22 protein-coding genes are annotated in these 24,751 nt (G+C 66.4%); 4 read left to right on the top strand and 18 right to left on the bottom strand.

The annotated features are described in order from the left end of the window. Positions 1–11: 11 nt before the first annotated feature. Positions 12–3,023 carry a bifunctional [glutamine synthetase] adenylyltransferase/[glutamine synthetase]-adenylyl-L-tyrosine phosphorylase gene (locus G9E11_RS05065; protein ID WP_190603383.1) on the bottom strand — a complete coding sequence of 1,004 codons (3,012 nt, stop codon included), beginning with the start codon at positions 3,021–3,023 and terminating at the stop codon, positions 12–14. A gap of 9 nt (positions 3,024–3,032) precedes the next feature. Continuing rightward, the gene (gene glnA / locus G9E11_RS05070) at positions 3,033–4,373 is read right to left on the bottom strand and encodes a type I glutamate--ammonia ligase (protein WP_190603385.1); all 1,341 of its coding nucleotides are present in this window, start codon (positions 4,371–4,373) and stop codon (positions 3,033–3,035) included. 240 nt (positions 4,374–4,613) lie between these two features. Between glnA and panB the strand changes: the two genes are divergently transcribed. After that, a complete protein-coding gene (gene panB / locus G9E11_RS05075) occupies positions 4,614–5,519 on the top strand; it encodes a 3-methyl-2-oxobutanoate hydroxymethyltransferase (RefSeq protein ID WP_190603388.1) in 906 nt (301 codons plus the stop codon). A gap of 37 nt (positions 5,520–5,556) precedes the next feature. Here panB and G9E11_RS05080 read toward each other — a convergent pair whose 3' ends face one another. Then, on the bottom strand, positions 5,557–5,721 hold the full coding sequence (locus tag G9E11_RS05080) for an SPOR domain-containing protein (RefSeq protein ID WP_190603389.1): 165 nt from the start codon (positions 5,719–5,721) through the stop codon (positions 5,557–5,559). Between the two features lie 125 nt (positions 5,722–5,846). Between G9E11_RS05080 and map the strand changes: the two genes are divergently transcribed. Together map and ppgK are read left to right on the top strand one after the other, a co-directional pair. Beyond that, a complete protein-coding gene (map, locus tag G9E11_RS05085) occupies positions 5,847–6,725 on the top strand; it encodes a type I methionyl aminopeptidase (RefSeq protein WP_190603391.1) in 879 nt (292 codons plus the stop codon). Positions 6,726–6,805: 80 nt separating this feature from the next. After that, a complete protein-coding gene (gene ppgK / locus G9E11_RS05090) occupies positions 6,806–7,609 on the top strand; it encodes a polyphosphate--glucose phosphotransferase (protein WP_111903643.1) in 804 nt (267 codons plus the stop codon). A gap of 150 nt (positions 7,610–7,759) precedes the next feature. Here the strand turns inward: ppgK and nrdR are convergent, their stop codons facing one another. The 3 genes from nrdR to G9E11_RS05105 form a co-directional block, all read right to left on the bottom strand. Next, positions 7,760–8,314 carry a transcriptional regulator NrdR gene (gene nrdR, locus G9E11_RS05095; RefSeq protein ID WP_190603393.1) on the bottom strand — a complete coding sequence of 185 codons (555 nt, stop codon included), beginning with the start codon at positions 8,312–8,314 and terminating at the stop codon, positions 7,760–7,762. A 132-nt stretch (positions 8,315–8,446) separates the two neighbouring features. After that, positions 8,447–9,823 (bottom strand): histidinol dehydrogenase, encoded by a 1,377-nt coding sequence (hisD, locus tag G9E11_RS05100; protein WP_190603395.1) that lies wholly within the window; start codon positions 9,821–9,823, stop codon positions 8,447–8,449. 41 nt (positions 9,824–9,864) lie between these two features. Beyond that, positions 9,865–10,437, bottom strand: coding sequence for a hypothetical protein (locus G9E11_RS05105; protein WP_190603397.1), 573 nt, complete (start codon positions 10,435–10,437; stop codon positions 9,865–9,867). 176 nt (positions 10,438–10,613) lie between these two features. Here G9E11_RS05105 and G9E11_RS05110 point away from each other — a divergent pair, with 176 nt between their 5' ends. Then, on the top strand, positions 10,614–11,072 hold the full coding sequence (locus G9E11_RS05110; protein WP_190603660.1) for a flavin reductase family protein: 459 nt from the start codon (positions 10,614–10,616) through the stop codon (positions 11,070–11,072). Between the two features lie 13 nt (positions 11,073–11,085). Here G9E11_RS05110 and dnaE read toward each other — a convergent pair whose 3' ends face one another. The 12 genes from dnaE to murG form a co-directional block, all read right to left on the bottom strand. Then, complete coding sequence (dnaE, locus tag G9E11_RS05115; protein ID WP_190603399.1) at positions 11,086–14,643, bottom strand: DNA polymerase III subunit alpha; 3,558 nt, start codon at positions 14,641–14,643, stop codon at positions 11,086–11,088. Positions 14,644–14,695: 52 nt separating this feature from the next. After that, complete coding sequence (locus tag G9E11_RS05120; RefSeq protein WP_190603401.1) at positions 14,696–15,622, bottom strand: RluA family pseudouridine synthase; 927 nt, start codon at positions 15,620–15,622, stop codon at positions 14,696–14,698. Then, positions 15,615–16,187: a signal peptidase II gene (gene lspA, locus G9E11_RS05125; protein ID WP_190603403.1), complete on the bottom strand. Its 573-nt coding sequence runs from the start codon at positions 16,185–16,187 to the stop codon at positions 15,615–15,617. The genes G9E11_RS05120 and lspA overlap by 8 nt, the downstream gene beginning before the upstream one ends. A gap of 81 nt (positions 16,188–16,268) precedes the next feature. Beyond that, positions 16,269–16,964: a DivIVA domain-containing protein gene (locus tag G9E11_RS05130; RefSeq protein WP_190603405.1), complete on the bottom strand. Its 696-nt coding sequence runs from the start codon at positions 16,962–16,964 to the stop codon at positions 16,269–16,271. 171 nt (positions 16,965–17,135) lie between these two features. After that, positions 17,136–17,423 carry a YggT family protein gene (locus tag G9E11_RS05135; protein WP_102973980.1) on the bottom strand — a complete coding sequence of 96 codons (288 nt, stop codon included), beginning with the start codon at positions 17,421–17,423 and terminating at the stop codon, positions 17,136–17,138. 147 nt (positions 17,424–17,570) lie between these two features. Continuing rightward, on the bottom strand, positions 17,571–18,101 hold the full coding sequence (locus tag G9E11_RS05140; RefSeq protein WP_111903652.1) for a cell division protein SepF: 531 nt from the start codon (positions 18,099–18,101) through the stop codon (positions 17,571–17,573). An 89-nt stretch (positions 18,102–18,190) separates the two neighbouring features. Then, a complete protein-coding gene (locus G9E11_RS05145) occupies positions 18,191–18,928 on the bottom strand; it encodes a YggS family pyridoxal phosphate-dependent enzyme (RefSeq protein ID WP_190603407.1) in 738 nt (245 codons plus the stop codon). Then, positions 18,921–19,664, bottom strand: coding sequence for a purine nucleoside phosphorylase YfiH/LACC1 family protein (locus G9E11_RS05150; protein ID WP_190603409.1), 744 nt, complete (start codon positions 19,662–19,664; stop codon positions 18,921–18,923). The genes G9E11_RS05145 and G9E11_RS05150 overlap by 8 nt, the downstream gene beginning before the upstream one ends. 69 nt (positions 19,665–19,733) lie before the next feature. Continuing rightward, a complete protein-coding gene (gene ftsZ / locus G9E11_RS05155) occupies positions 19,734–20,966 on the bottom strand; it encodes a cell division protein FtsZ (protein WP_190603411.1) in 1,233 nt (410 codons plus the stop codon). A 217-nt stretch (positions 20,967–21,183) separates the two neighbouring features. Then, positions 21,184–22,275 (bottom strand): cell division protein FtsQ/DivIB, encoded by a 1,092-nt coding sequence (locus G9E11_RS20980; RefSeq protein ID WP_311764295.1) that lies wholly within the window; start codon positions 22,273–22,275, stop codon positions 21,184–21,186. Then, complete coding sequence (murC, locus tag G9E11_RS05165) at positions 22,268–23,644, bottom strand: UDP-N-acetylmuramate--L-alanine ligase (RefSeq protein WP_190603413.1); 1,377 nt, start codon at positions 23,642–23,644, stop codon at positions 22,268–22,270. The genes G9E11_RS20980 and murC overlap by 8 nt, the downstream gene beginning before the upstream one ends. Further along, positions 23,641–24,741: an undecaprenyldiphospho-muramoylpentapeptide beta-N-acetylglucosaminyltransferase gene (murG, locus tag G9E11_RS05170; RefSeq protein ID WP_190603415.1), complete on the bottom strand. Its 1,101-nt coding sequence runs from the start codon at positions 24,739–24,741 to the stop codon at positions 23,641–23,643. The genes murC and murG overlap by 4 nt, the downstream gene beginning before the upstream one ends. Positions 24,742–24,751 lie beyond the last annotated feature (10 nt).

The following is a 24,751-nucleotide window of genomic DNA, read 5'->3' on the forward strand; positions in this document are numbered from 1 at the left end:
CTAGCACCGGTTCAGTGGCCGTAGAAGACTTTCTCAAACACCGCACGGGCCCGTCTGCTCACCCGCAGGTAGTCCTCTTCGAACGCCGTGGCCATCCCTTCCTCGTAGCCGCACCATCTGGCCACCGCCTCCAGGTCGCGCCGGGAGGAGGGCAGCAGATCCGAGGCGCGGCCCGTCCAGATCACGTTCGCGGAACGGATCCGGCTGGCGCGCTGCCACGCGTCGGCCAACAGGCCGGCGTCTTCCTCTTCCAGCAGCCCCAGCGAGGCCGCCGCCTGCAAAGCCTTCAGGGTGGACGTGGTGCGCAGTTCGGGGTGGCTTCCGGCGTGCTGGAGCTGCAGCAGCTGTACGAGCCATTCCACGTCGCTCAGGCCGCCGCGTCCCAGCTTGAGGTGCCTGGCAGGGTCGGCTCCGCGGGGCAGCCGCTCGGACTCCACCCGCGCTTTGACGCGGCGTATCTCCCGGACGTCCGCCTCCGAGACGGCGGCCGGGTAGCGGATGGGATCAACCAACGCCACGAAATCCGCCGCGAGCCCGTCGTCACCTGCGATCGGCCGGGCACGGAGCAGAGCCTGCGCCTCCCAGATGAGCGACCAGCGGCGGTAGTACTCGGCGTAAGACTCCAGGGACCGCACCATGGCCCCGTTCTTGCCCTCGGGACGAAGATCGGCGTCGACGGCGAGGACCCGCTCGGCCATGATCGCCGGTTTGAGCGGTTGCGTCAGAAGGCTGGAAAGATGGCCCACGATCTTCGCGGCCTGCTGCTGCGCTTCATCCTCCGAGGCTCCCGGCAGCGCCCGGTGCACGTACAGGACATCGGCGTCGGACCCGTAGCCGATTTCCAGCCCGCCCTGCCGGCCCATGGCCACCACCAACACCGATGTCTTCAGCGGAGCAGTGGCGGAGACAATGTTTTCCGCCACCCGCAGGGCACCCAGGATGGCGGCCCGGTCTGTCTCTGCCAGCGCCTCCCCCACCTGGTCCTGGCCGAGCAGGCCGGCGCTGTCCGCGATGGCGATCCGCAGGATTTCACGCCGGCGGATGAGCCGGATGAGGCGCATGGCGTTTTCCGGGTCCGAGTGCCGGGACATTTTGGAGGTGATCTCCTGCCACTGCGCCTCAAAGCTGAGCGGCGCCAGTTCCTTGTCCGTGCCCAGCCAGGACACCGATTCCGGCGAGACTTCCAGGAGGTCGGCGATGAGGCGGGAGTTGGACAGCATGTGGCACAGCCGCTCGGCCGCCGCGGCCGAATCGCGGAGCATGCCGAGGTACCAGTGCGTGGTGCCGAGCGACTCGCTGATCCTGCGGAAGGCAAGCAGCCCGGCGTCGGGGTCCACGCCTTCGGCCAGCCAGCCGAGGAGGATGGGCAGCAGCTGCCGCTGCAGGGCCGCGCGCCGGCTGACCCCGGCCGTCAGGGCCTCGATGTGGCGGAGTGCACCCTGCGGGTCCCGGTAACCCAGCGCCGCGAGCCTGCCCTGCGCCGCTTCCGGCGTCAGGCGTGCGTCCTCGCTGCTCAGCTTGGCGGCCGTGTTTAGGAGGGGACGGTAGAAGATCCGGTCGTGGAGTTCCCGGACCGAGCGTTTTGTCCGCTGCCACGCGGCCAGCAGGGCGTCGGGGTGCGGACGGTCCGTGGAGAAGGGCCCGAGCACCGCCTTGGCCAGCGTGCGGAGGGGCTCCTCCTTGACCGGCATGAGGTGCGTGCGGCGCAGCTGGAACAGCTGGATGCGGTGTTCGAGCAGGCGCAGATACCGGTAGGCGTGGTCGAAGGCTGCTGCATCCGCCCGGCCGATGTAGCCCCCGGTCGACAGCGCGGCGATGGCCGACGTCGTGTCCCGGCGCCGGAGGGACTCGTCCGACTTGCCGTGGACGAGTTGGAGGAGCTGGACGGTGAATTCGACGTCACGGAGGCCGCCCCGGCCCAACTTGATCTGCCGCTGTTCCTCGGCCGACGGGATGTGTTCGGTGACCCGGCGGCGCATGGCCTGCACGGATTCGACGAATCCGTCGCGGTTCGCCGAGGTCCACACGAGCGGCGATATGGCCTCCTCGTAGCGGGCGCCCAGCGCCGCGTCGCCTGCGATGGTCCGCGCCTTCAGGAGCGCTTGGAACTCCCAGCTTTCGGCCCAACGGGCGTAGTAGCTCTGGTGCGAAGCCAGTGTCCGGACCAGCGGCCCGGACTTGCCCTCCGGACGGAGGTTGGCGTCAACTTCCCACAGGCCGGGCTCACGCGCCGGGGACGAAATGGCGCGCGAGATGCCGGAGGCCAGCGCCGTGCCGATGGTGTTGGCCCGGGCGTCGTCCAGCTCGCCTGACTCCACCACGTAGATAACATCGACGTCGGAAATGTAGTTCAGTTCCCGGGCTCCGCACTTGCCCATCCCGATGACCGACAGTGCGACGTCGGCGACCTCCCCGGCGTCGAACTTTGCCGCTGCTTCGGCGCGGGAGACCGCAAGGGCGGCCTCGATGGCCGCTCCCGCCAGGTCCGCGAGCTCGGCGCCGACGGCAGGCATGAAGTCCAGCGGGTCAGCGGCGCAGAGGTCCTTGACGGCGAGGTCCACCACGCCCCTGCGGTAGGCGGTGCGGAGTGCCTCGTAGGCCTCGGGGCCCGAGATGCCCGCCACTGGCCGGGCCGCGGTGGGGTCTGCGCGCACCGATCTGAGCAGCTGGGCACGCAGCTCCGCTGGATCGGCCTGGAGCGGTTCCGGGCTTGCGGTCACGCTGAACGCGTCGAGGTGCTCCGGGTGCCGGATGAGAAATTCACCCAGCGCCTCGCTGGCGCCCAGGACCCGGTAAAGCGGTTCGCTCACCTCGGTGTCCGCGGCTGCCAGCTTCCGCAGGTCCGGGTGCTTCTCGATCAGCCGGACAAGTGACTGCAGTGCGGCGTCCGGGTTCGCTGCCAGCTGCAGGCCGGCAAACAGGACGTCCTCGTCAATGCCCTCCAGCTCGGGGGCGGCAAGGAACCGTTCGCCCTTCTCGAGGTCGCTGAAGCCGGCGGTAATGAGCCGGCGGGCCAAGCTCACGGCAGCCGCCTAAAGGATGGCGAGGTTGCGTTGCAGCTCATAGGGGGTCACCTGCAGGCGGTAGTCCTGCCACTCGGCCCGCTTGTTGCGCAGGAAGTGCTCGAAGACCTGCTCACCCAGGATCTGCGGCATCAGTTCCGAGTCCTCCATGGCACGGATGGCGTCATGCAGGCTTGCGGGAAGGGGGTCGTGGCCCATCGCACGGCGCTCGGCGGAGCTCAGCGACCAGATGTCGTCCTCCGCTGCTGCAGGCAGCTCGTAGCCCTCCTCGATACCCTTCAGCCCCGCGCCCAGGAGCACGGCATAGGCAAGGTAGGGGTTGGCGGCCGAGTCGATGCCGCGGTATTCGATCCGGGCTGACTGTCCCTTGCCCGGCTTGTACAGCGGGACGCGGACCAGGGCGGAGCGGTTGTTGTGCCCCCAGCTCAGGTAACTGGGCGCCTCTCCCCCGCCCCAGAGGCGCTTGTAGGAGTTGACGAACTGGTTGGTGACCGCGGTTAATTCGGGGGCGTGCTTGAGGATGCCGGCAATGAACTGGCGCGCCGTCTTGGAGAGCTGGAACTCCGCCCCTGCCTCGAAGAAGGCGTTGGTGTCACCCTCGAAGAGCGAGAAGTGCGTGTGCATGCCGGAACCCGGGTGGGCCGTGAAAGGCTTGGGCATGAAAGTGGCGTAGGTGCCCTGCTGCAGCGCCACCTCCTTGATGACGGTCCGGAAGGTCATGATGTTGTCCGCCGTTTGCAGGGCGTCCGCGTAGCGCAGGTCGATTTCGTTCTGGCCCGGGCCGGCCTCGTGGTGGCTGAACTCCACGGAGATGCCCACCGATTCCAGCATGGTCACGGCGGTGCGGCGGAAGTCCTGGGCCACGCCGCCGGGGACGTGGTCAAAGTAGCCGCCCTCGTCCACCGGAATGGGCGAACCGTCGGGGCCAGGTTCCTGCGACTTGAGCAGGTAGAACTCGATCTCGGGGTGCGTGTAGCACGTGAACCCCATGTCCGCTGCCTTGGCCAGGGTGCGCTTGAGGACGTTGCGCGGATCCGCTGCCGAGGGCTCGCCGTCGGGAGTAAGGATGTCGCAGAACATGCGGGACGTCTGCTCCGTCTCGCCGCGCCACGGAAGGATCTGGAAGGTGGACGGGTCCGGCTGGGCCAGCATGTCCGACTCGAAGACGCGGGCAAGGCCCTCGATGGCCGAGCCGTCAAAGCCCAGGCCCTCGTCGAAGGCGCCCTCGACCTCTGCAGGAGCCAGGGCCACCGACTTGAGCGAGCCCACGACGTCGGTGAACCACAGGCGCACAAAGCGTACGTCGCGCTCTTCGATCGTGCGCAGGACAAACTCTTGCTGGCGGTCCATGAAGGCCTCTTTTCCGGTCTACGTTCATGCCCCGGTCCGTCCACGACGGAGCCGCGGCAGCTCACGAATCACTTTACTAAGCATTTACGCGTGATGCTGGCGGGCCTGCAGCCCGTAACACAGCGTTAACACTCAACCGGGGACCGGGCACCCCCCGGGGCAATCCGTTATGACGCGAATCACCAGCGGTCCCCTGCCGGCCGGTGGCTAGCACGGTGGGTACCGGACTACGCTCTAGCCATGGCCTCAAGCAGCAGTCCCGATCCAAGCATGTCCGCTGAAGTACCTGCACCTTACGGGAGCGGCCCCGCGGCAGCCGCAGCGGCGCCGTCGGAATCCGTACGGAAGCCGCTCTCCCGGATCCGCACGCACCACCTGCAGCAGGCCAAAACCAGCGGCGAACACTTCGCCATGCTCACGGCGTATGACCAGTACACGGCAGAGATCTTCGATCAGGCCGGCATCGAGGTTCTGCTGGTGGGCGACTCCGCGTCCAACAATGTCTTTGGCAACGAAACCAGCCTTCCCGTCACCGTCGATGAGCTGCTGCCGCTGTGCCGCGCGGTCGCGCGCTCAGCCAAGCGCGCCCTGGTGGTGGCGGACCTTCCCTTTGGCAGCTATGAGGTTTCGCCGCAGCAGGCTGTGGCCACCGGGGTGCGCTTCCTTAAGGAGGGCTTGGCGCACGCAGTGAAGATCGAGGGCGGCAAGTTCTACGCCGAAACCGTCAAAGCGATGGTCCAGGCCGGCATTCCGGTCATGGCGCACATTGGCTTCACGCCCCAGAGTGAGCACTCCCTGGGCGGCTACCGCGTGCAGGGCCGGGGCGATGACGCCGCGCGGCTGGTTGAGGACGCTGCGGCGCTGACCGACGCCGGTGCTTTCAGCGTGCTCATGGAAATGGTTCCCGCGGAGACGGCAAAGGCCGTGGACGCTGCAATTCCGGTGCCCACCATCGGCATCGGCGCAGGCAATGCCACAACCGGGCAGGTTCTGGTCTGGCAGGACATGGCAGGGCTCCGCGGCGGCAGGATGGCCAAGTTCGTCAAGCAGTACGCGGACCTCCGGACCGTCCTGGGCGACGCGGCCAAGGCCTACGGCGAGGACGTCCGGTCAGGCCAGTTCCCCGGACCGGAACATTCGTTCTAGGGGCTTGGGCGTTCTAGGGGCATGGGTGCCGGCAAAGTCAGTCGTCGTCGCCCTTTTCCCAGGATTCGTTGCGCGCCTTGACCTTCTCGAGGGCGTGTTCCGCCTCTTCCCGGGTCTTGTAGGGACCGATCAGCTGGGTCCAGTCCGACATCGCGTCTTCCTCCACCATGTGGGTCTTGACGTTGTACCAGTACTCGGGCATCGGTGTTCCTCGCTTTCCGGGTTAACAGCACACTGGCGCCGTGATCCACGTAACGTAACCCGCAACGTTAGCCGCGGGCCGCATTAATTTACATGGCGTTCTGTGCTGCCTTATATGATCAATCTATGCCTTCCTTAGCCTCGACCGCACCCACCGGCACGCTTACCCCGGGAACCATCAGCCCGCAGCGGGCCGTTCCCGCGTCGATCGCGCGGCCGGAGTATGTCGGCAAGCCAGGTCCGGCCAAATTCACCGGGTCAGAGGTCAAGTCACCGGAGACCATCGAGAAGATCCGGGTGGCCAGCAGGATCGCCGCCCAGGCCATCGTGGAGGTGGGCAAGCACATCCGGCCGGGCATCACCACCGACGAGCTGGACCGCATCGGCCACGAGTTCCTGCTGGAGCACAACGCCTACCCGTCCACACTGGGGTACCGCGGTTTCCCCAAGTCCCTGTGCTCGTCGCTGAATGAGGTGATCTGCCACGGCATCCCGGACAGCACAGTGGTGCAGGACGGCGACATCATCAACATCGACATCACCGCCTTCATCGGCGGGGTCCACGGCGACACCAACCACACGTTCCTTGTGGGGGACGTGGACGAGGAGTCGCGGCTGCTGGTCGAACGGACCAGGGAGTCCCTCAACCGCGCCATTAAGGCCGTTGCCCCGGGACGCGAGATCAACGTGATTGGCCGGGCCATCGAGTCCTACGCCAGGCGCTTCGGCTACGGCGTGGTCCGCGACTTCACCGGACACGGCGTGGGCGAAGCCTTCCACACTGGACTGATCATCCCGCACTACGACGCCGCACCGGCCTACAACACGGTCATTGAGCCGGGCATGGTGTTCACCATCGAGCCCATGCTCACCCTCGGCACCATTGAGTGGGACATGTGGGCCGACGACTGGACCGTGGTCACCAGGGACCACAAGCGCACCGCGCAGTTCGAACACACGCTCCTCGTCACCGAATCGGGTGCCGAGGTCCTCACCCTTCCCTGACGCCAGGCAACCTCCCGCGTCATTCCGGCAAGTCACCCTTGCCCAGCCCGAGCCCCTACCCTGCCACGAACGGAATCCCATTGGCCAAGAAGGACGAAAAGACCCGCAAGCACGCCCCGCTGATCGGCATCGACATCGGTGGAACCGGAATCAAGGGCGGCATTGTCGACCTAAAGAAGGGCAAACTGATCGGCGATCGCTTCCGCCTGGCGACGCCGCAGCCGGCCACGCCGGAAGCGGTGGTCGAGGTGGTGGCCAAGGTTGTCGAGGAACTCTCGGCACGCCCCGACGCACCCGAGGCCGACAGCCCCATCGGCGTGACCTTCCCCGGCATCATCCAGCACGGCGTGGTCCACTCGGCCGCCAACGTGGACAAGAGCTGGCTCAACACTGACATTGATGCGCTGCTTACGGCCCGCCTGGGCCGCCCCGTAGAGGTCATCAACGACGCCGACGCGGCGGGCCTGGCCGAAGCCCGGTACGGTGCGGGCGCCGGAATCGGCGGCACTGTTTTGGTCATCACCCTCGGCACCGGCATCGGGTCCGCGTTCATCTTCAACGGCCACCTGGTGCCCAACGCCGAACTCGGCCACCTGGAGGTCGACGGCTTCGACGCCGAAAGCAAGGCCTCCGCGGTGGCCCGGGAACGGGACGGCCTCAGCTGGGAGGAGTACAGCGTGCTCCTGCAGCGTTACTTCTCCCACGTCGAGTTCCTGTTCTCCCCCGAGCTCTTCATCGTCGGCGGCGGCATCTCCAAGCGCGCCGACGAGTACCTGCCGCGCATGAAGCTGCGCACTCCGATCGTTCCCGCCGAGCTGAAGAACGAGGCCGGCATCGTGGGCGCTGCCCTGGAGATCGCCGTCAAGCACGAGCTGGCGAAGTAAACCCGGGCGGGCTGCGCTAACCGCGGCCCGCAGAAACACTGAAGGCGGCAGACACAAGGTCTGCCGCCTTCAGCGTTTTATCTAAAGCTGATGTTTGCACTGGAGCCGGTGGCGGCTGCGGCTTCCCCTCCACTGCCGCCACCGGAGACTTTAAAGCGTGCTCTTCGCGGTGTTCTTAGCCTCGGTGTTCTTTACCTCGGGGCTCTTGCCTTCCGAGCCCTTGCCTTCCACCTTGCGCGTTGCTGCTTTGGCCTCGACGTCGGACTCGTGCCGGAGCAGCGCAATGGCGGATTCGAAATCCTCAAGTGATTCAAAGGCCTGATAAACGCTGGCGAAACGCAGGTAGGCCACCTTGTCCAGCTTTTGCAGCGGCCCGAGGATGATCAGCCCGACCTCGTGGGCGTCGATCTCTGCCGCCCCGGAGGCCCGGATGTTCTCCTCGACCTCCTGTGCCAGCATCGCGAGGTCGTCTTCGCTGACGGGCCGGCCCTGGCAGGCCTTGCGGACGCCGTTGATGACCTTGCTGCGGCTGAAAGGCTCGCCCACGCCCGAGCGTTTGATCACGGAAAGGCTGGTGGTCTCCACCGTGGTGAAGCGGCGCCCGCACTCCGGGCACTGCCGGCGGCGGCGGATGGCTGAACCGTCGTCGGCCATCCGGCTGTCCACCACGCGTGAATCAGGGTTGCGGCAAAACGGACAGTACACGTTTTTCCTACCCTTCCTTGGCTACGCTTCAGGAGAAGCCCGAAGCTTCTCCGGCACCAGTCTACGGCCACATATAGCCGAATAACAACCCTGTAATTACTACATGTAGTGGGCCATCACTACATGTAGTGGTCAGCTGCCCGTCTGGAATCGGACCGTAACCGCGTCGCCGTGAGCGGGAAGGTCCTCCGCACCGGACAGGCTGACAATGTGACGGCTGACCTGCCCCAGCGCGGCCTCGGAGTAATTGATCACCTGGATGGCGCGCAGGAACGTGGTCACGTTCAGCCCGGACGAAAACGCCGCAGTACCGCTCGTGGGCAGCACGTGGTTGGAGCCGGCGCAGTAGTCGCCCAGGCTGACGGGGCTGTAGTCGCCGACGAAAATGGCGCCCGCGTTCCGGATCCGCGCCGCCACAGCGGGGGCATCCGCGGTCATGATCTCCAGGTGCTCGGCGGCGTAGGCGTCGCACGCCGCGATCCCCTGATCGAGGTCGTCAACAAGCACGACGCCGGACTGCGGGCCTGAAAGTGCCTCGCGGACACGCTGGCTGTGCTTGGTGGATGCAGCCTGCAGTTCCAGCTCCTCTCGGACTTCCGCGGCGAGCTCGAGGGAGGCGGTAATCAGGACGGAGGCGGCCTTCGGATCGTGCTCGGCCTGGCTGATCAGGTCGGCGGCAACGAAGGCCGGGCGGGCCGTGGAGTCAGCGAGAATGGCAATTTCCGTGGTGCCCGCCTCGGAATCGATCCCCACCACGCCCTTGACGAGTCGCTTGGCCGTGGCCACGAAGATGTTCCCGGGCCCGGTCACGACGTCGACGGGTTCCAACGCGGGAACGCCTGAGTCGCCGGGCACGCCGTAGGCGAAGGCGGCGATCGCCTGGGCACCGCCGATTGCATAGACCTCGTCAATCCCGAGCAGCGCCGCAGCGGCCAGGATTGTGGGGTGCGGGAGGCCACCAAAGTCCTTCTGCGGCGGCGAGGCGAGTGCGATCGATTCCACTCCGGCAGCCAGCGCCGGAACCACATTCATGATCACCGACGACGGGTAGACCGCCAGGCCTCCGGGGACGTACAGGCCCACCCGTGCCACGGGCACCCACTTCTGGCTCACCACTGCGCCGTCGCCCAGGGAGATGTCGACGTCGGCCGGGCGCTGGCCGTCCGCAAACCGGCGCGCACGGCTGATGGACTCCTCAAGCGCCGAACGCACGGCAGGATCCAGTCCGTCCAGCGCTGACTGCAGCGCCTCGGACGGAACGCGCGGATGCGTCTGCTCAACGCCGTCGAACGTCCGGGCGAAGTCCGCAAGGGCGGCAAAGCCTCGCTGGCGGACGGCCGTGATGATGTCGGTGACCTTCTGCTCGGCGTCCGCGACTGTCTGCTGCCGTGCCCGCGGCACCGCCTCCCGGAGTTCGGCCAGGCTGAGACTGCGGCCGCGCAGGTCAACGGTGCGGAAATCGACGACGGGGGGATTCGGGCGTGCGGAGCTGTCCGGAGAAGTGGTCACCCGTTCATTTTACGCGCCGCGGCCACGCGCCCCGACGAGTGTTACTGCCATGTGCGGCCGTCTGCGGTGTTGCCGTCCGGGTCCTGTTCCACGGAAGCGCGGAGGAGTCCGATAATGCGCAGGACGAAGAAGCCGGCGGCGACCGCCGCGGGCCAGAGGACCAGGACAGTCAGGGACCGCAGTGAGAAGGCCACACTGGCGTTCGCCGACGTGTCCTGCGGAGCTCCCAGCAAGAGGCCCGCCAGCACGCCGGTCTGCCATGCCACGACAGCTGCCGCTGCGCTTGCCGCAACGGACAGTAGCAGCAACCGCCGGGTCCCGCCGTCGCGGCGGCATGACAACAGTACGGCCACCAGGCAGCCCGCGAACACAAACAGTCCCGCCAGGACCAGGTCCCGGGGCAGCCAGCCCTGGCTGTTGGTTCCGGACGACAGGGCGGAGTCTCCCGATATGAGGTTTCGCCCACCCGGGGCCAGAAGCCACCAGAGGAGCCCGGCGGGGATGCCGGCACCGAGGATTCCGGCCGCCCACGCGTAGCCCTTGCCCCGTCGCCGCCGGGCGCCGTAGGCGTCGTTGGAGGAGCGGACCGGAGGGACGGGTGCAGGCTGGGTCATGAAGAAACGCTAACAAATGCTGCCCTGCACTCCGCGCCACGTGTCCCGCCAAGGGAATCTCCCATCCGCCCGGAAGCCCATAGTCTTGTACTAGAGACTCAACCGGCACGGATGCAGTAGGGAGATCGATTCCAGTGACCTCAGATGATGTCGCCTTCGAGGGCACGTTCAAAGAGATGTTCCGCCGGCACGCAGCGGGCGTGGCCATCATCACCGTGAACTACGACGGTGTCCCCTACGGGTTCACGGCAACCTCCGTTGCCTCGCTTTCCGCCAAACCGCCGCGCTTCACCTTCAACATGGCGCGGAGTTCCAGCTCGTGGCCGGCGGTGGCCAACACCACGTACATCGGCGTGCACATGCTCGGGCTGGAGAACCAGGAGCTGGCCGACCGGTTCGCGCGCACCAAGGAACGCTTCGCCGGCGACCATTGGGCCCACGGACCCCATGACGTGCCGGTACTCAAGGACGTTGCCGGCTGGCTGATCGGCAAGATCCAGATGCGCCTGTCGTTTGAGAACAACGCCGTCGTGGTGGTCGAAGTGGTGGAAGGGCAGGTTGGCGAGGACGGCTCGCCGCTGCTGTACCACTCCGGAACCTACGGGCAGCCGGTTCCGCTGGACTACGAAATCTGACAATCCCTGAAAGCTAGGCGTCCAGGCAGGCCGGGCCCAGCAGCACCTTCAGGTCCCCGAACAGCGACGGGTTGGGGTTCACCCGCAGGTGCACGGGAAGCGCCATGACCTCGATGCGGCTGTCGCCCTGCAGGTTCACCCGGACCTCGGAGTTGCCCCGGTGGTTGCGCAGCACGTCCCCCAGTTCCGTGACCACTGCCTCGGTGGCCTTGTGCGTCTGCATGGTGATCACCAGCGGCCCGTTGGTGCCCTGGCTGAGGTCCGGGACGGAGAGCTCCATGCAGTTCAGGGTCACGGCACCGTCGTCGCGCCGCTGCAGCCGGCCCTTGACCACCACGATCAGGTCCTCGGCGAGAACCGAAGCAATCGGCCCGTAGACCTGGCCGAAGAACATGACCTCCATGGAACCGCCGAGGTCCTCGATCTCCGCCCGGGCGTAGGCGTTGCCGCTGGCCTTCGCGATCCGGCGGCTCAGCGAGGTGATCATGCCCGCGATGGTGATGATGGCGCCGTCGTGCGGCCCGTCCTCCGCAATAATTGAGGTGATTGACTGGTCGGCGTGCTGGCTCAGGACCCCTTCCAGGCCCTGCAGCGGGTGGTCTGAGACGTACAGGCCCAGCATGTCCCGCTCGAACGCGAGCTTGTCCTTCTTCTCCCATTCCGGGAGGTCGGGAATCTCGATACTGAGCGACGCTTCGGACTCGGCCTCATCGAAACCGGCGAACAGGTCGAACTGGCCGATCGCCTCGTTGCGCTTGAGGGTGATGACGGAGTCGATGGCTTCTTCGTGAACCATGGCCAGGGCGCGGCGGTGGTGGCCCAGGGAGTCGAAGGCTCCGGCCTTGATCAGGGATTCGATGGTGCGCTTGTTGCACACCACGGCCGGCACCTTCATGAGGTAGTCCTTGAAAGAGGTATACGCGCCCTCGCTCGCCCTGGCTGCCACCATGGCCTCGACTGCGTTGACGCCGACGTTGCGGATGGCGCCCATGCCGAACCGGATGTCGTTGCCGACCGGGGTGAAGTTCAGCGCCGACTCGTTAACGTCCGGCGGCAGCACGGTGATGCCCATGCGCCGGCATTCGTTAAGGTAAATTGCCGATTTGTCCTTGTCGTCACCGACAGAGGTCAGGAGGGCGGCCATGTACTCCGGCGCGTAATGCGCCTTCAAATACGCCGTCCAGTACGAAATCACGCCGTACGCCGCCGAATGCGCCTTGTTGAAGGCGTAGTCGGAGAAGGGCAGCAGGATGTCCCACAGGGTCTTGACGGCCTCCATGGAGTAGCCGTTGTCCTGCATGCCCTGCGAGAAGCCGGCGAACTGCTTGTCCAGCTCGGACTTCTTCTTCTTGCCCATGGCACGGCGCAAAATGTCTGCCTGGCCCAGCGAGTAGCCGGCCAGCTTCTGCGCCACGGCCATGACCTGTTCCTGGTAGACGATCAGGCCGAACGTTCCGCCCAGGATCTCCTTCAGCGGTTCCTCGAGCTCCGGGTGGATGGGGATGACGTCCTGGATCTTGTTCTTGCGCAGGGCGTAATCGGTGTGCGCGTTGGCGCCCATGGGTCCCGGGCGGTACAGCGCCAGCACGGCGGAGATGTCTTCGAAGTTGTCAGGCTTCATGAGTTTAAGCAGGGACCGCATGGGGCCGCCGTCGAGCTGGAACACGCCCAGCGTGTCACCGCGGGCCAGCAGCTCATAGGACGCCGCGTCATCCAACTCCAGCGTTTCGAGGTCGAGGTCGACGCCGCGGTTCATCTTGATGTTTTCCAGGGCGTCCGAAATGATCGTCAGGTTTCGCAGCCCGAGGAAGTCCATCTTGATCAGGCCGAGGCCTTCGGACGTCGGATAGTCGAACTGCGTGATGACCTGGCCGTCCTGGAAGCGGCGCATGATCGGAATCACGTCGATGATGGGGTCCGAGGACATGATCACGCCGGCCGCGTGCACACCCCATTGCCGTTTGAGGCCCTCGATGCCCAGCGCGGTCTCGAAAACCTTGGCGGCCTCGGGATCCGTGCTGATCAGTTGCCGGAAATCCCCCGCCTCGCTGTAGCGCTTGGCGTCCTTGTTCTGAATGTCGGCAAGCGGAATATCCTTCGCCATCACCGCAGGCGGCAGTGCCTTGGTCAGCGTCTCACCCATGCTGAAGGGGTAGCCGAGCACGCGGGAGGAGTCCTTCAGCGCCTGCTTGGTCTTGATGGTGCCGTAGGTGACGATCATGGCCACGCGCTCGTCGCCGTACTTGCGCGTCACATAGTCGATGACCTCGGAACGGCGCCGGTCATCGAAGTCGACGTCGAAGTCAGGCATGGAGACGCGGTCCGGGTTGAGGAAGCGCTCGAAGATCAGGCCGTGGTGCAGCGGATCAAGGTCGGTGATGCGCATTGCGTAGGCCACCATGGAGCCTGCGCCCGAGCCACGTCCGGGACCTACCCGGATGCCGTTGTTCTTGGCCCAGTTGATGAAGTCGGCCACCACGAGGAAGTAGCCCGGGAAGCCCATCGAGGTGATGACTTCCAACTCGTAGTCGGCCTGCTTGCGGACCTTGTCCGGAATGCCCTGGGGGTAGCGGTAATGGAGTCCCTTGTCGACCTCCTTGACCAGCCAGGAGGTTTCGTCCTCGCCCTCGGGGCAGGGGAACCGGGGCATGTAGTTTGCGCCGGTGTTGAAGGACACCTCGCACCGCTCGGCGATCAGCAGCGTGTTGTCGCAGGCTTCGGGGTGGTCGCGGAACAGCTCGCGCATTTCCTGCGGCGACTTCAGGTAGTAGCCGCTGCCGGAGAATGCGAAACGGGAGCCGCCGTTGTCGTAGGTGGGTTCGAGCAGCGTAGAACCGGACTGGATGGCCAGCAGGGCCTCGTGCGCCTTGGCGTCGTGTTCGTGCGTGTAGTGCAGGTCGTTGGTGGCAACGAGCGGGAGGTTCAGGTCCTTGGCCAGCCGCAGGAGATCGCCGGTGACGCGGCGTTCAATGTCCAGGCCGTGGTCCATGAGTTCGCAGAAGTAGTTCTCCGCCCCGAAGATGTCACGGAACTCCGCAGCGGCTTCCAGGGCCTCGCGGTACTGGCCGAGCCGCAGCCGGGTCTGGACCTCGCCGGACGGGCAGCCGGTGGTGGCGATGAGCCCTTCGGAGTAGGTGTTCAGCAGCTCGCGGTCCAGCCGGGGCCACTTGCCGAACACCGAATCCAGGGAGGCGATCGAGGAGGCACGGAACAGGTTCCGCATGCCCACGTTGTTGTAGCTCAGCAGGGTCATGTGGGTGTACGAGCCACCACCGGAGACGTCGTCCTTGCGCTGGCTCTCATCGCCCCAGCGGACGCGGCCCTTGTCACCGCGCGCAGTCCCGGGTGTCACATAGGCTTCGACGCCGATGATGGGCTTAATACCCTTGTCGGTGGCCTTCCGCCAGAAGTCGAAGGCGCCGAAGAGGTAGCCGTGGTCGGTAGTGGCCAGGGCAGGCATGCCGAGCCGCTCGGTTTCGTCGAACAGCTCACCGAGCCTGGCGGCGCCGTCCAGCATCGAGTACTCGGTGTGGGTGTGGAGATGTACGAACGAGTCATTGCTGGAAGTCACCGGACCATTCTAGTGCCGACCCTCTGACAATTAGTGCCGGCGTGCCGCGGGCTCAGGCCTTGCCGGTGCCCAGGACTTCCAGGGCGTAGGCGAGGTCCTCGGGGTACTCGCTGGTCACGGTGACGCGTTCCCCAGTGCGCGGGTGGTCGAAGCCCAGTTCACGGGCGTGCAGCCACTGCCGGGTGAGTCCGAGGGTAGCGGCGAGCCGCGGGTCGGCCCCGTAGGTGAGGTCTCCGGCACACGGATGGCGGAGCGCCGCGAAATGGACCCTGATCTGGTGGGTCCTGCCGGTTTCCAGGTGCACCTCCACCAGGGTGGCCTTGCCGAACGCCTCAAGGACTTCGTAGTGCGTCACCGATGGCCGGCCGTCCTCAATGACGGCGAAGCGCCAGTCGTGGCCTGGATGGCGTCCGATCGGGGCGTCGATGGTGCCCTGCAGGGGATCCGGCAGGCCCTGGACCACCGCGTGGTAGACCTTGTCCACGGTACGTTCCTTGAACGCCCGCTTGAGGGCGGTATAGGCGGGTTCCGTCTTGGCCACCACCATGACCCCCGAGGTCCCGACGTCGAGGCGGTGGACGATGCCGGCACGCTCGGCGGAACCGGACGTGGAAATGCGGTAGCCGGCCCCGGCCAGTCCGCCGACGACGGTGGGTCCTACCCAGCCCGGGGACGGGTGCGCCGCGACCCCCACCGGCTTGTCGACCACCACAAAGTCGTCGTCATCCAGCAGGATCTTCAGGCCTTCCACAACTTCCTCCACAACTTCAAGGGGATCCCGGCGCACGGGGACCGTCACGTCCAGCACGGTGCCGGACGCGAGCTTGGCGGACTTCCCCACCGGTTTGCCGCCGCTGACCACGTTGCCTTCGGCTATCAGCGTCGCGGCGGATGAACGGGACATGCCCATCAGCTTGGCCAGGCCCGCGTCCACGCGGGCCCCGTCCAGCTCCTCGGGAACCACCACCCGCTCAGACATTGTCGGTGCCGTCCCGCTTTTCCACGCTGTGGTGCGGACCGTCAAGGGCGATCCCCCGCAGGGTCAGCAGGCAGATAATGACCACAGATGACACCACGGCCGAGTCGGCGATATTGAAGATCGCGAAGTTGGGCAGCTGGATGAAGTCCACGACGTGCCCCATTCCGAAGGACGGATCCCGGAATAGCCGGTCCGTCAGGTTTCCCAGGGCGCCGCCGAACAGCAGGCCCAGCGCCAGTGCCCACCACGCGGATCCGAGCTTGCGCAGCTGGAACAGGATGGCGGCGGCGACCACCACCATGATGATGGTGAACACCCAGGTCACATTCTCGCCGATGGAGAAGGCGGCGCCTGAATTCCGGATGTAGTACCAGTGCAGCAGCGGGGGCAGCACGGGAATCCGCTCGCCCTCCACCATGGTGCTGGTAACCCACAGCTTGGTGAGCTGGTCGAAGACGTAGGCGAATACTGCCAGCCCGGCGAACAGGGACAGCAGGACGCCGCGCCGGGGCCGCGGTGATGATGAGGCTGGATGCGCTGCGTCAGCGGCAAGGTCGTCAGTCATGGTGCTTTCATTCGGGAACCGTCGTTAATGGCAAAGGCCGGTGGCCGAGGAATCCTCAGCCACCGGCCTTCAGAATACGTGCTAAACGGCGGCGCTGCTGCTTTCGCCAACCTCAGGGGCGGCAACGGAACCACGGGCGTCCAGGTCGCGCAGCTGGCCCTCGATGTACGCCTTCAGGCGTGAACGGTAGTCGCGTTCGAAGCCGCGGAGCTGCTCCACCTTGCGCTCGAGAACAGAACGCTGCTGCTCGAGGGCGCCGAGGATCTTGCGGGACTTCTCCTGCGCGTCGTTGACCAGGCTGCTGGCTTCGATCTGTGCTTCAGCGATGATCTTGTCGCGCTGCTGCTGCCCCTCGGACACGTGGCGGTCGTGCATCTGCTGCGCCATGGCCAGCAGGCCGGCAGCGGACTCGGAGACGTTGCTGCTGGTGACGGCGGGTGCCGGGGCTGCAACGGGGGCTGCCTGCTCGGCTGCCTTCTTCTTGGCAGCCTCGGCGGCCTTGGCTTCAGCTTCGGCCTTCGCGCGCGCTTCGTCCTTCTCGGACTTGGACGCAGCGGGGACCTTCTCAACAACAGGGGGGACGGCCGAGGTGGCAGCCGGCGATCCGGTGCCGCCTTCGGCGAGCTTCTTACGAAGCTCTTCGTTCTCCTGGTTCAGGCGCCGCAGTTCGACGACGATCTCGTCCAGGAAGTCGTCAACTTCGTCCTGGTCATAGCCTTCGCGGAACTTGGTCGGCTGAAAGCGCTTGTTGACAACGTCTTCTGGCGTCAAAGCCATCTGGTCACCTCGTTGGTCTAGTTCGTCAGGAGGCCTTCCGGCCGTCAAAACTACGGTACCTAAATATGGTCTGGTTCCTCTAATTCAACACCGTGGCGTCAAAGAAAAGGCTTTCTGCGCCAGGGCCGGCATCCATGCGGATCGGCCCCTGCGCGGCAAGCTGATATGAAGTTATGCAAATGACTTGGTGATCGCCATGGCAATGCTCAGGCCGATGAACAGCACCAGAAACCCGAGGTCCAGTGAGACGCCGCCCAGCCGCAGCGGCGGGATAAGGCGCCGCAAAACCTTCAGCGGCGGATCAGTCACCGAGTAGACCGCATGCGCCGCCACCAATGCTACCCCGCGCGGGCGCCATTCCCGGGCGAACATCTGAACCCAGTCAAAGACGAGGCGGACAATCAATGCGACGAAAATGAACAGCAGGACGATATAGACGAGCCCGAATAGTATTCCCATGAGCTAACCCATTGTCTCCATGTTCATCGCGGGCACTGCGGTGCCCTGGGATTCCGGCCAGGGGACTCCTGCCAGATTGTGCTGATCCCCTATTTCAGCACGGATGCCAGGCAGGTGAGTCCCTGCCTGGCATCCGGAGCGCCGTTTTTAGCTTTGGTTGAAGAAGCTGGCCGTGGCCTCGCTGGCTTTCTTGTCATCTCCGATGACTTCAACGTACGACGGCGACAGCAGGAAGACCTTGTTGGTCACGCGCTCGATGCTTCCCCGCAGACCGAAGACCAGGCCGGCGGAAAAGTCGACAAGCCGCTTCGCGTCCGACTCCCCCATGTCCGTCACGTTCATGATGACGGGGATACCGTCACGGAAGCTTTCGCCGATGAGCTTGGCGTCGTTGTAAGAGCGCGGGTGGATCGTGGTGATCTGCCGCAGTCCGGTGGTCTCTTCGCGGCTCGATGCCGCACGCTTAATGGGTGTCACGGGTGCGCGGTATTCCTCTTCGGCAGCTGGTGGCACTTCACGGGTGACCTCTCGGAGCGGCGCCGGCGCGCGGCGCTCTTCACGGTCATGCTCCACTGAGTTGTCCTCGTCCTTTTGCTGGGTGGAAAGCTCAGACTCGTAGTGTTCATCGCCGTCGGCGAGCCCAAGATAGATCATTGTCTTGCGCATAGCGCCAGCCATGGTCGACTCCTAATCGTGTCCGGAAGCGGGCCGCCCAAAGGTCAAGACAGCATTGGAATCCCCGCCATTCACTTCCAATACGACAGACGCTACCGCACGGCCGGGCGCGAACCGAGAATATCTGAGCCAATTCGGAGGTGTGTCGCACCGAATCTGACAGCTGCTTCCAGGTCCTGGCTCATGCCGGCGGAAATCCCCGTGGCGCCGGGGAAATTCCGCTGCAGGCCGGTTGAAATGCCCAGCAGTTTTTCAAAGGCCCGCTCCGGATCCGCCCCATGCGGCGCCACCGCCATGACGCCTGCCAGGCGAAGACCGCCCGCGGCTTCGAGCTGTTCGGCCAGCTGCGGCACCTCAGCGGGGGCCGCCCCGCCGCGGTGCGCACCGGCGTCGTCGTCCAGGCTCACCTGGATGAAACAGTCCAGGTCGCCACGTCCGGTCAGTTCCTGCTGCGCGGCCATGGCCCGCTCCAGGGCCGTCACGAGCTGGGAACGGTCCACCGAGTGCACGGCAGAGGCGTAGCGGACCACCGTCTTGGACTTCTTGCTCTGGAGCTGTCCCACGAAGTGCCAGGTGAGGTCCAGGTCCTCGAGTTCCTCGGCTTTTGCCGACGCCTCCTGGTCCCGGTTCTCGCCGAAGTCCCTGACGCCCATCGCTGCCAGCCGGCGGACGTCCCCGGCCGGGTGAAACTTGCTGATCACTATGAGGCTCGGCGGGTTGTTCGCGCGGTCTGCCGCCGCGGCGGCACGGCTGATGCGCTGCCGGACAGTGTCGAGGCGCTCCCCCAGCTGCACTGCCCGGGCATCGCCGGGTGCCGGGCTGTCAGTCATGGGTCCACACCAGTCCGGCGAATCGGCCGCACCGGGAGTCGCGGCGGTAGGAAAACAAGGACCCGTTTTCAAGCGTGCAGGGCCCACGGTACTCGATGGGAACGCCGAGGCCGTCGAGCTGGATGGCGGCAGCGCCGGGCAGGTCGAGCGCCGGCGTCCCCCAGGATGTTGTTGACCATGCTGACGGCAGGACGGCAGCAACCTCGTCGCGGAGTTCAGCTGGCACCTCATAGCATTTCCCGCAGACGGATGGGCCGAGCCAAGCCCGGATGTCCTTGGCGCCGGAGGCGCGCATCTGTTCCACCGCCGCCGGAATGACTCCGGAGAACAGGCCCGGGCGCCCGGCATGAACGGCGGACAGTACGGGCCCGGAAGACCCTGTACCCACCAGGACCAGCGGAATGCAGTCCGCCACCATCACCGCAAGCGGGCCGCCGAGGGACACCAGCGCGTCCGCAGTCGGTGCCGGCGCAGTCCGTGCCGCGGGGCTTGGTTCAGCTCCTGCGTCAGATGCATCGGCTGTTCCGTGTTCAACAACGAGGGACACTTCGTTGCCGTGGACCTGGTTCATGTACTGGAACCTGCGCGGCGAGATGCCGGCGACGTCCTCCAACCTGGCCCTGCGACGCAGCACCGCTGCCGCGTCATCGCCCACGTGCAGGGCGAGGTTGCCGGCGTTCGTGTCGGTGAACGCCACGGACACGCCAGGCTGCACTTCAGCACGCCACAAAAACAATTCGGAACTCCGGCAATGAGGGTTGGGAGCAGGGACAGCTGCCGGGCGGATGTCCGCCCGGCATCCTCCTTACTTCAGGAAATCGGGGACGTCCAGGTCGTCAGACCGGCTGCCGGTCAGGTCAGGCTCGACAACCGACGGAAGGTCGACGTCGAAACCCGAGTCGGCGGGGACAGCGGACGGGCGCTGCTGCCCCCAGCTGCTGAGACCTGCAGCGCCGACACCGGCGTGCACTGGCTGGACGTGGACCTGCTGGCTGCCCGCTGACGGCTGGCTCTGCGGGGCGGCCGCCGGAACGGCGGGGCGCTGCGGTGCAGCCTGCGGCAGCGACTGGTCCATGGAGGGCGAGGTGGCCTTGACGTCGTCGAAGCCGGCCGCGATGACCGTGACGCGGGCTTCATCGCCCAGGGCGTCGTCGATGACCGCACCGAAGATGATGTTGGCCTCGGGGTGGGCAACTTCCTGCACCAGGCGCGCAGCCTCGTTGATCTCGAACAGTCCGAGGTCGGAGCCGCCCTGGATCGACAGCAGGACACCGTGGGCGCCGTCGATGGATGCTTCCAGCAGCGGGGAGGCGATGGCGAGCTCTGCGGCCTTGACCGCGCGGTCCTCGCCGCGCGCGGAGCCGATACCCATCAGGGCGGATCCTGCGCCCTGCATGACGGATTTCACGTCGGCGAAGTCAAGGTTGATCAGGCCGGGCGTGGTGATGAGGTCCGTGATGCCCTGCACACCGGACAGCAGGACCTGGTCAGCGGAGCGGAAGGCGTCCAGGACGGAGACGTTGCGGTCGCTGATGGACAGCAGGCGGTCGTTGGGGATCACGATCAGGGTGTCCACCTCGTCGCGCAGGGCGTCGATGCCCGCCTCGGCCGAGCCTGCGCGGCGCCGGCCTTCGAAGGTGAACGGACGGGTGACCACACCGATGGTCAGGGCGCCAAGGGAGCGCGCAATGCGGGCAACGACCGGTGCGCCGCCGGTTCCGGTGCCGCCACCTTCACCCGCGGTCACGAAGACCATGTCGGCACCGCGGAGGACTTCCTCGATCTCGTCAGCGTGGTCCTCGGCAGCCTGCTTGCCGACCTCGGGGTTCGCCCCGGCACCCAGCCCGCGCGTCAGTTCCCGTCCGACGTCGAGCTTGACGTCGGCATCGCTCATCAGGAGGGCCTGGGCGTCGGTGTTGATTGCTATGAATTCGACGCCGCGGAGACCCACCTCGATCATGCGGTTGACTGCGTTCACGCCACCGCCGCCGATGCCGACGACCTTGATGACGGCCAAGTAATTCTGCGGAGCTGCCACGTTACGTGTCCCTTGTTAGTGTCCTATTGCGAAAACTGATGGAGTCGAGCTTGAAGCCCTGAACCTTAACCCTCCGGTTGAAGGTTATAGTTATGTCAAGTAACTCACCTCTGTGACGCTATTTCCTATGCTGGCTACATTCAATAACCGCCACCGCGTGTCGTCCTAATCCCCGTGAAATACACGGGCGGCCCGCGTCAAGATCGTCGCGTCAAGATCACCGCGTCACTGGATGCCGCGGCACGCTCACGTCGTAAGTGCTGACGGGGTTAGCGGGATCTGCCGGCACCTTGAGCAACGCCTCCAGTACCCGGGCCTTGAGTTCCTTCTCCCCCGCGTTGCCCCAGATGACGGTCTGGCCGTCCAGCAGCCTCAGTTCCACTGCATCGACGGACTTGGCGGACGCGTTGGAGAGCTTGGCAAGCACGTTGGCCGGGAGCGCGCCGAGGACCTCGGCCGTGGCCTGGAACAGGTCCTTACCGATGGTGCCTGCGCCGCCGTCAATCACCGGCAGCTTCACGGAGGCGGGGTCTGCGGTGGTGCTGAGGCGCACGCCGTCGACGTCCACGAGCATGTAGTCCTTGCCGCGCTTGACGAGGGCGACGGGGACGCGTTCCTGAACCTGCACCACGAGGACGGACGGCGGGTGGGCCTGGGTGGTTACCGACTTGATCTGGACGAGCGGTTTCAGCAGCGCATTGACCTCGGACTCGCTGACCTGCGGCAGCGGCTTGCCCAGAATTGGCTTGAGGGCCGCCTGCACCTGGGCGGGTTTGAGGAGCTTCGTGCCGGTGATGCTCACGCTTTGGAGCGCCAACACGGGGGAATAGACGGCAGCCACGATGAGCCCCGCCACGAGGGCAGCGGTGACACACACGGCAACCAGGATGTTGCGCCTGATGCGCCGGCCCCGGGGTTCGGGAAAGGCCAGCACATTGTTTTGCCCGGCGGTGTCCGGCCCTGTTTTGTCCGCCCCTGCAGCATCGGCCGCCGGGGCGCCGTGCTTCCGGGCATTGAGTCCCGGCTTGGCAGGTCCCGGCTTGGCAGTACCCGGGCTTTTGAGCCGGGGCCAGGGGGCCTTGGCCGGTTTGTCCTGTGCCTTCCCCTTCGGTGCTGCGTTCCCCTTCGCCGTGCCGGCCTGGGCCTTCTCCTGTCCCGCGCCCTCAGGGACGCCCTTGGTGGCCGTGATCACGGCCGGCTTCCCGGCGTCGGAATCAGCGGCAGTGTCCCGACCGGCAGTGTCCCCGCCAGCCGATTCCCCGGCGGCGGGCTTGGCCGGACGGTAGGTGGGACGCCTGGTGCTAGCCACCGAGGGACTCCACGATGAGCGGCCCGTAGGCGGTGACGTCCCCGGCGCCGGCGGTAAGGATGATGTCCCCCGGCCGCGCGGCGGCGGCCACGGCGGCAACGGCCTCGTCGCCACCCACCAGGCCGCTGCCTGCGCCGAGATGCTCGGTGATGAGCGCGCTGGTGACGCCCGGGATGGGATCCTCGCGGGCCGGGTAGATGTCGAGCACCAGAGCAGTGTCCGCTGCCGTGAGTGCGTCGGCGAACTCTGCGGCAAACTCCCGGGTCCGGGAAAACAGGTGCGGCTGGAAAAGGACGTGGACCTTGTGATCGCCGGCCACGGACCTCGCAGCCGCCAGGGCTGCCCGCACCTCCGTGGGATGGTGGGCGTAGTCGTCGTAAACTCGCACGCCCCTGCCCTCCCCCTTGTATTCGAACCGCCGCGACGCGCCGGAGAAGCCGGCCAGAGCGGAAGCAGCAGCCTGCGCGTCCACGCCGAGTTCGAGCGCGACCGCCATCGCGGCGGCAGCGTTCAGCGCGTTGTGCCGTCCGGGGACCTGCAGTGCCAGCGGGAACCGGCCACCCGCCGTCGTAATGGCCACCTTGCCCGGGCCGCCGTCGTCGAGCCGGAGGTCGGCGGCCTCAGAGGTGCCGTAGAGAACAACGCGGGCATTGCCCCGCTCCCTGGTACGCAGCGCCAGCGCGTGCGCGCCGGCGTCGTCCGCACAGGCCACCAGCACGCCGTCCGCCGGCAGCAGCGCCGTGAAGCGGTCGAAGGATTCGTACACGGCTTCGGCGGTGCCGTAGTGGTCGAGGTGGTCCGGTTCCACGTTGGTGACGACGGCGATCTGCGGACGGTAGTTCAGGAACGAACCGTCGGATTCATCCGCCTCGGCAACGAACACCTGGGAGCTGCCGTTCGCAGCATTGACGCCGAGCGCCGGAACGTTGGCGCCGATCGCGAACGACGGGTCCAGGCCTGTGCCCTGCAGCAGCACGGTGATCATGGACGTGGTGGTGGACTTCCCGTGGGTTCCGGCCACGGTAACCACGAGGTCATCGCCCATGGTGGCGGCCAGCGCTTCGGAGCGATGGAGCACCGGCAGGCCTGCGGCCCGCGCGGCCACGAGTTCGGGGTTGTCGGCGCGGATCGCCGATCCTGCCACGACGGTCTGGGCGTCGCCGAGGTTGCCGGCGTCGTAGCCCACGCAGATCCGGGCGCCGGCCGCGGCGAGCTCCTTCATGACCGGCAGGTCCTTTGCGTCCGAACCGCTGAGGGGAATCCCGCGCGCCACCATGATCCTTGCGACGGCGGACATGCCCACGCCCCCGATCCCGATGAAGTGCACGCGGCCCAGTGCTTCCTGGCTGAGTGCTGCGTTGGTGGTCATTTGGATACCGCTTCCAGTACGAGGTCGGCCATGAGCTGATCGGCATTTCGGATGCCAAGGTTCTCCGCGTTCGCCGCCATCGCGTCGAGGCGGGAACGGTCGGTCAGCAGCGGAATGAGGCTGGAGCTGACCCATTCGGGGGTGAAGTCACGGTCCGCCACCAGCAGGGCGCCGCCCGCTTCCACCAGTCCGCGGGCGTTCAGCGCCTGCTCACCGTTGCCGATCGGCAGCGGCACGAAGACTGCGGGAACGCCGACGGCGGCGACTTCACTTACGGTGGCGGCGCCGGAACGGGCGAGCAGCAGGTCAGCCGCGGCGTAGACAGTTTCCATGCCATCGACGTACTCAAGCTGGCGGTAGCCGTCGGCGCTCAGCGCGTTGCCTTCTGAGTCCGCCACAGACTTGCCGCGGCCGGTGATGTGGATGGTCTGGACGCCGGCCTTCGACAGTGCTTCGAGCGAGGCCGCCACAGTGCGATTGATGCTTTGTGCCCCGGACGAACCTCCGGTCACGATGAGCACCGGCTTCCCGGGCTGGAGGTCCAAGGTGCGCAGGGCGCCGTTCCGCGCGGTTGCCCTGACCATGGCCGAGACTTCGCGGCGCATGGGCATGCCCACGTGGCGGGCGTTGCGCAGCGGGGTGCCGGCGAAGGCCACGGCCACGTGCCGGCTCAGCCGCGCTCCGACCCGGTTGGCCAGGCCCGGCCGGGTATTGGCTTCGTGGATGACGATGGGGATCTTTCGCCGCCAGGCAGCGAGGTACATGGGCGTGCAGACGTAGCCGCCCACGCCGACGAGGACGTCTGCGCCGGCGTCGTCGAGGATGCGACCGGCCTGCCGCACGGCGCCGGCGAGGCGTCCCGGGAGGCGGAGCAGGTCCGCGGAGGGCTTCCGCGGGAACGGGACACGGTCGATGGTGGCCAGTTCCAGCCCGGCGGCCGGGACCAGCCTGGTCTCCATGCCGGCGGCCGTTCCGACCGCGAGCAGACGGGCGTCGGGGCGGGCATCGCGGATGGCGGCGGCGATGGCCAGCAGCGGGTTGATATGGCCTGCTGTTCCGCCGCCGGCGAGGACCACGGACAATGACTCGGTTTTCATCAGGTGCTGG

The sequence above is a fragment of the Arthrobacter ipis genome (assembly GCF_014694315.1).
GTDB classification, from domain to species: Bacteria; Actinomycetota; Actinomycetes; order Actinomycetales; family Micrococcaceae; genus Arthrobacter; species Arthrobacter ipis.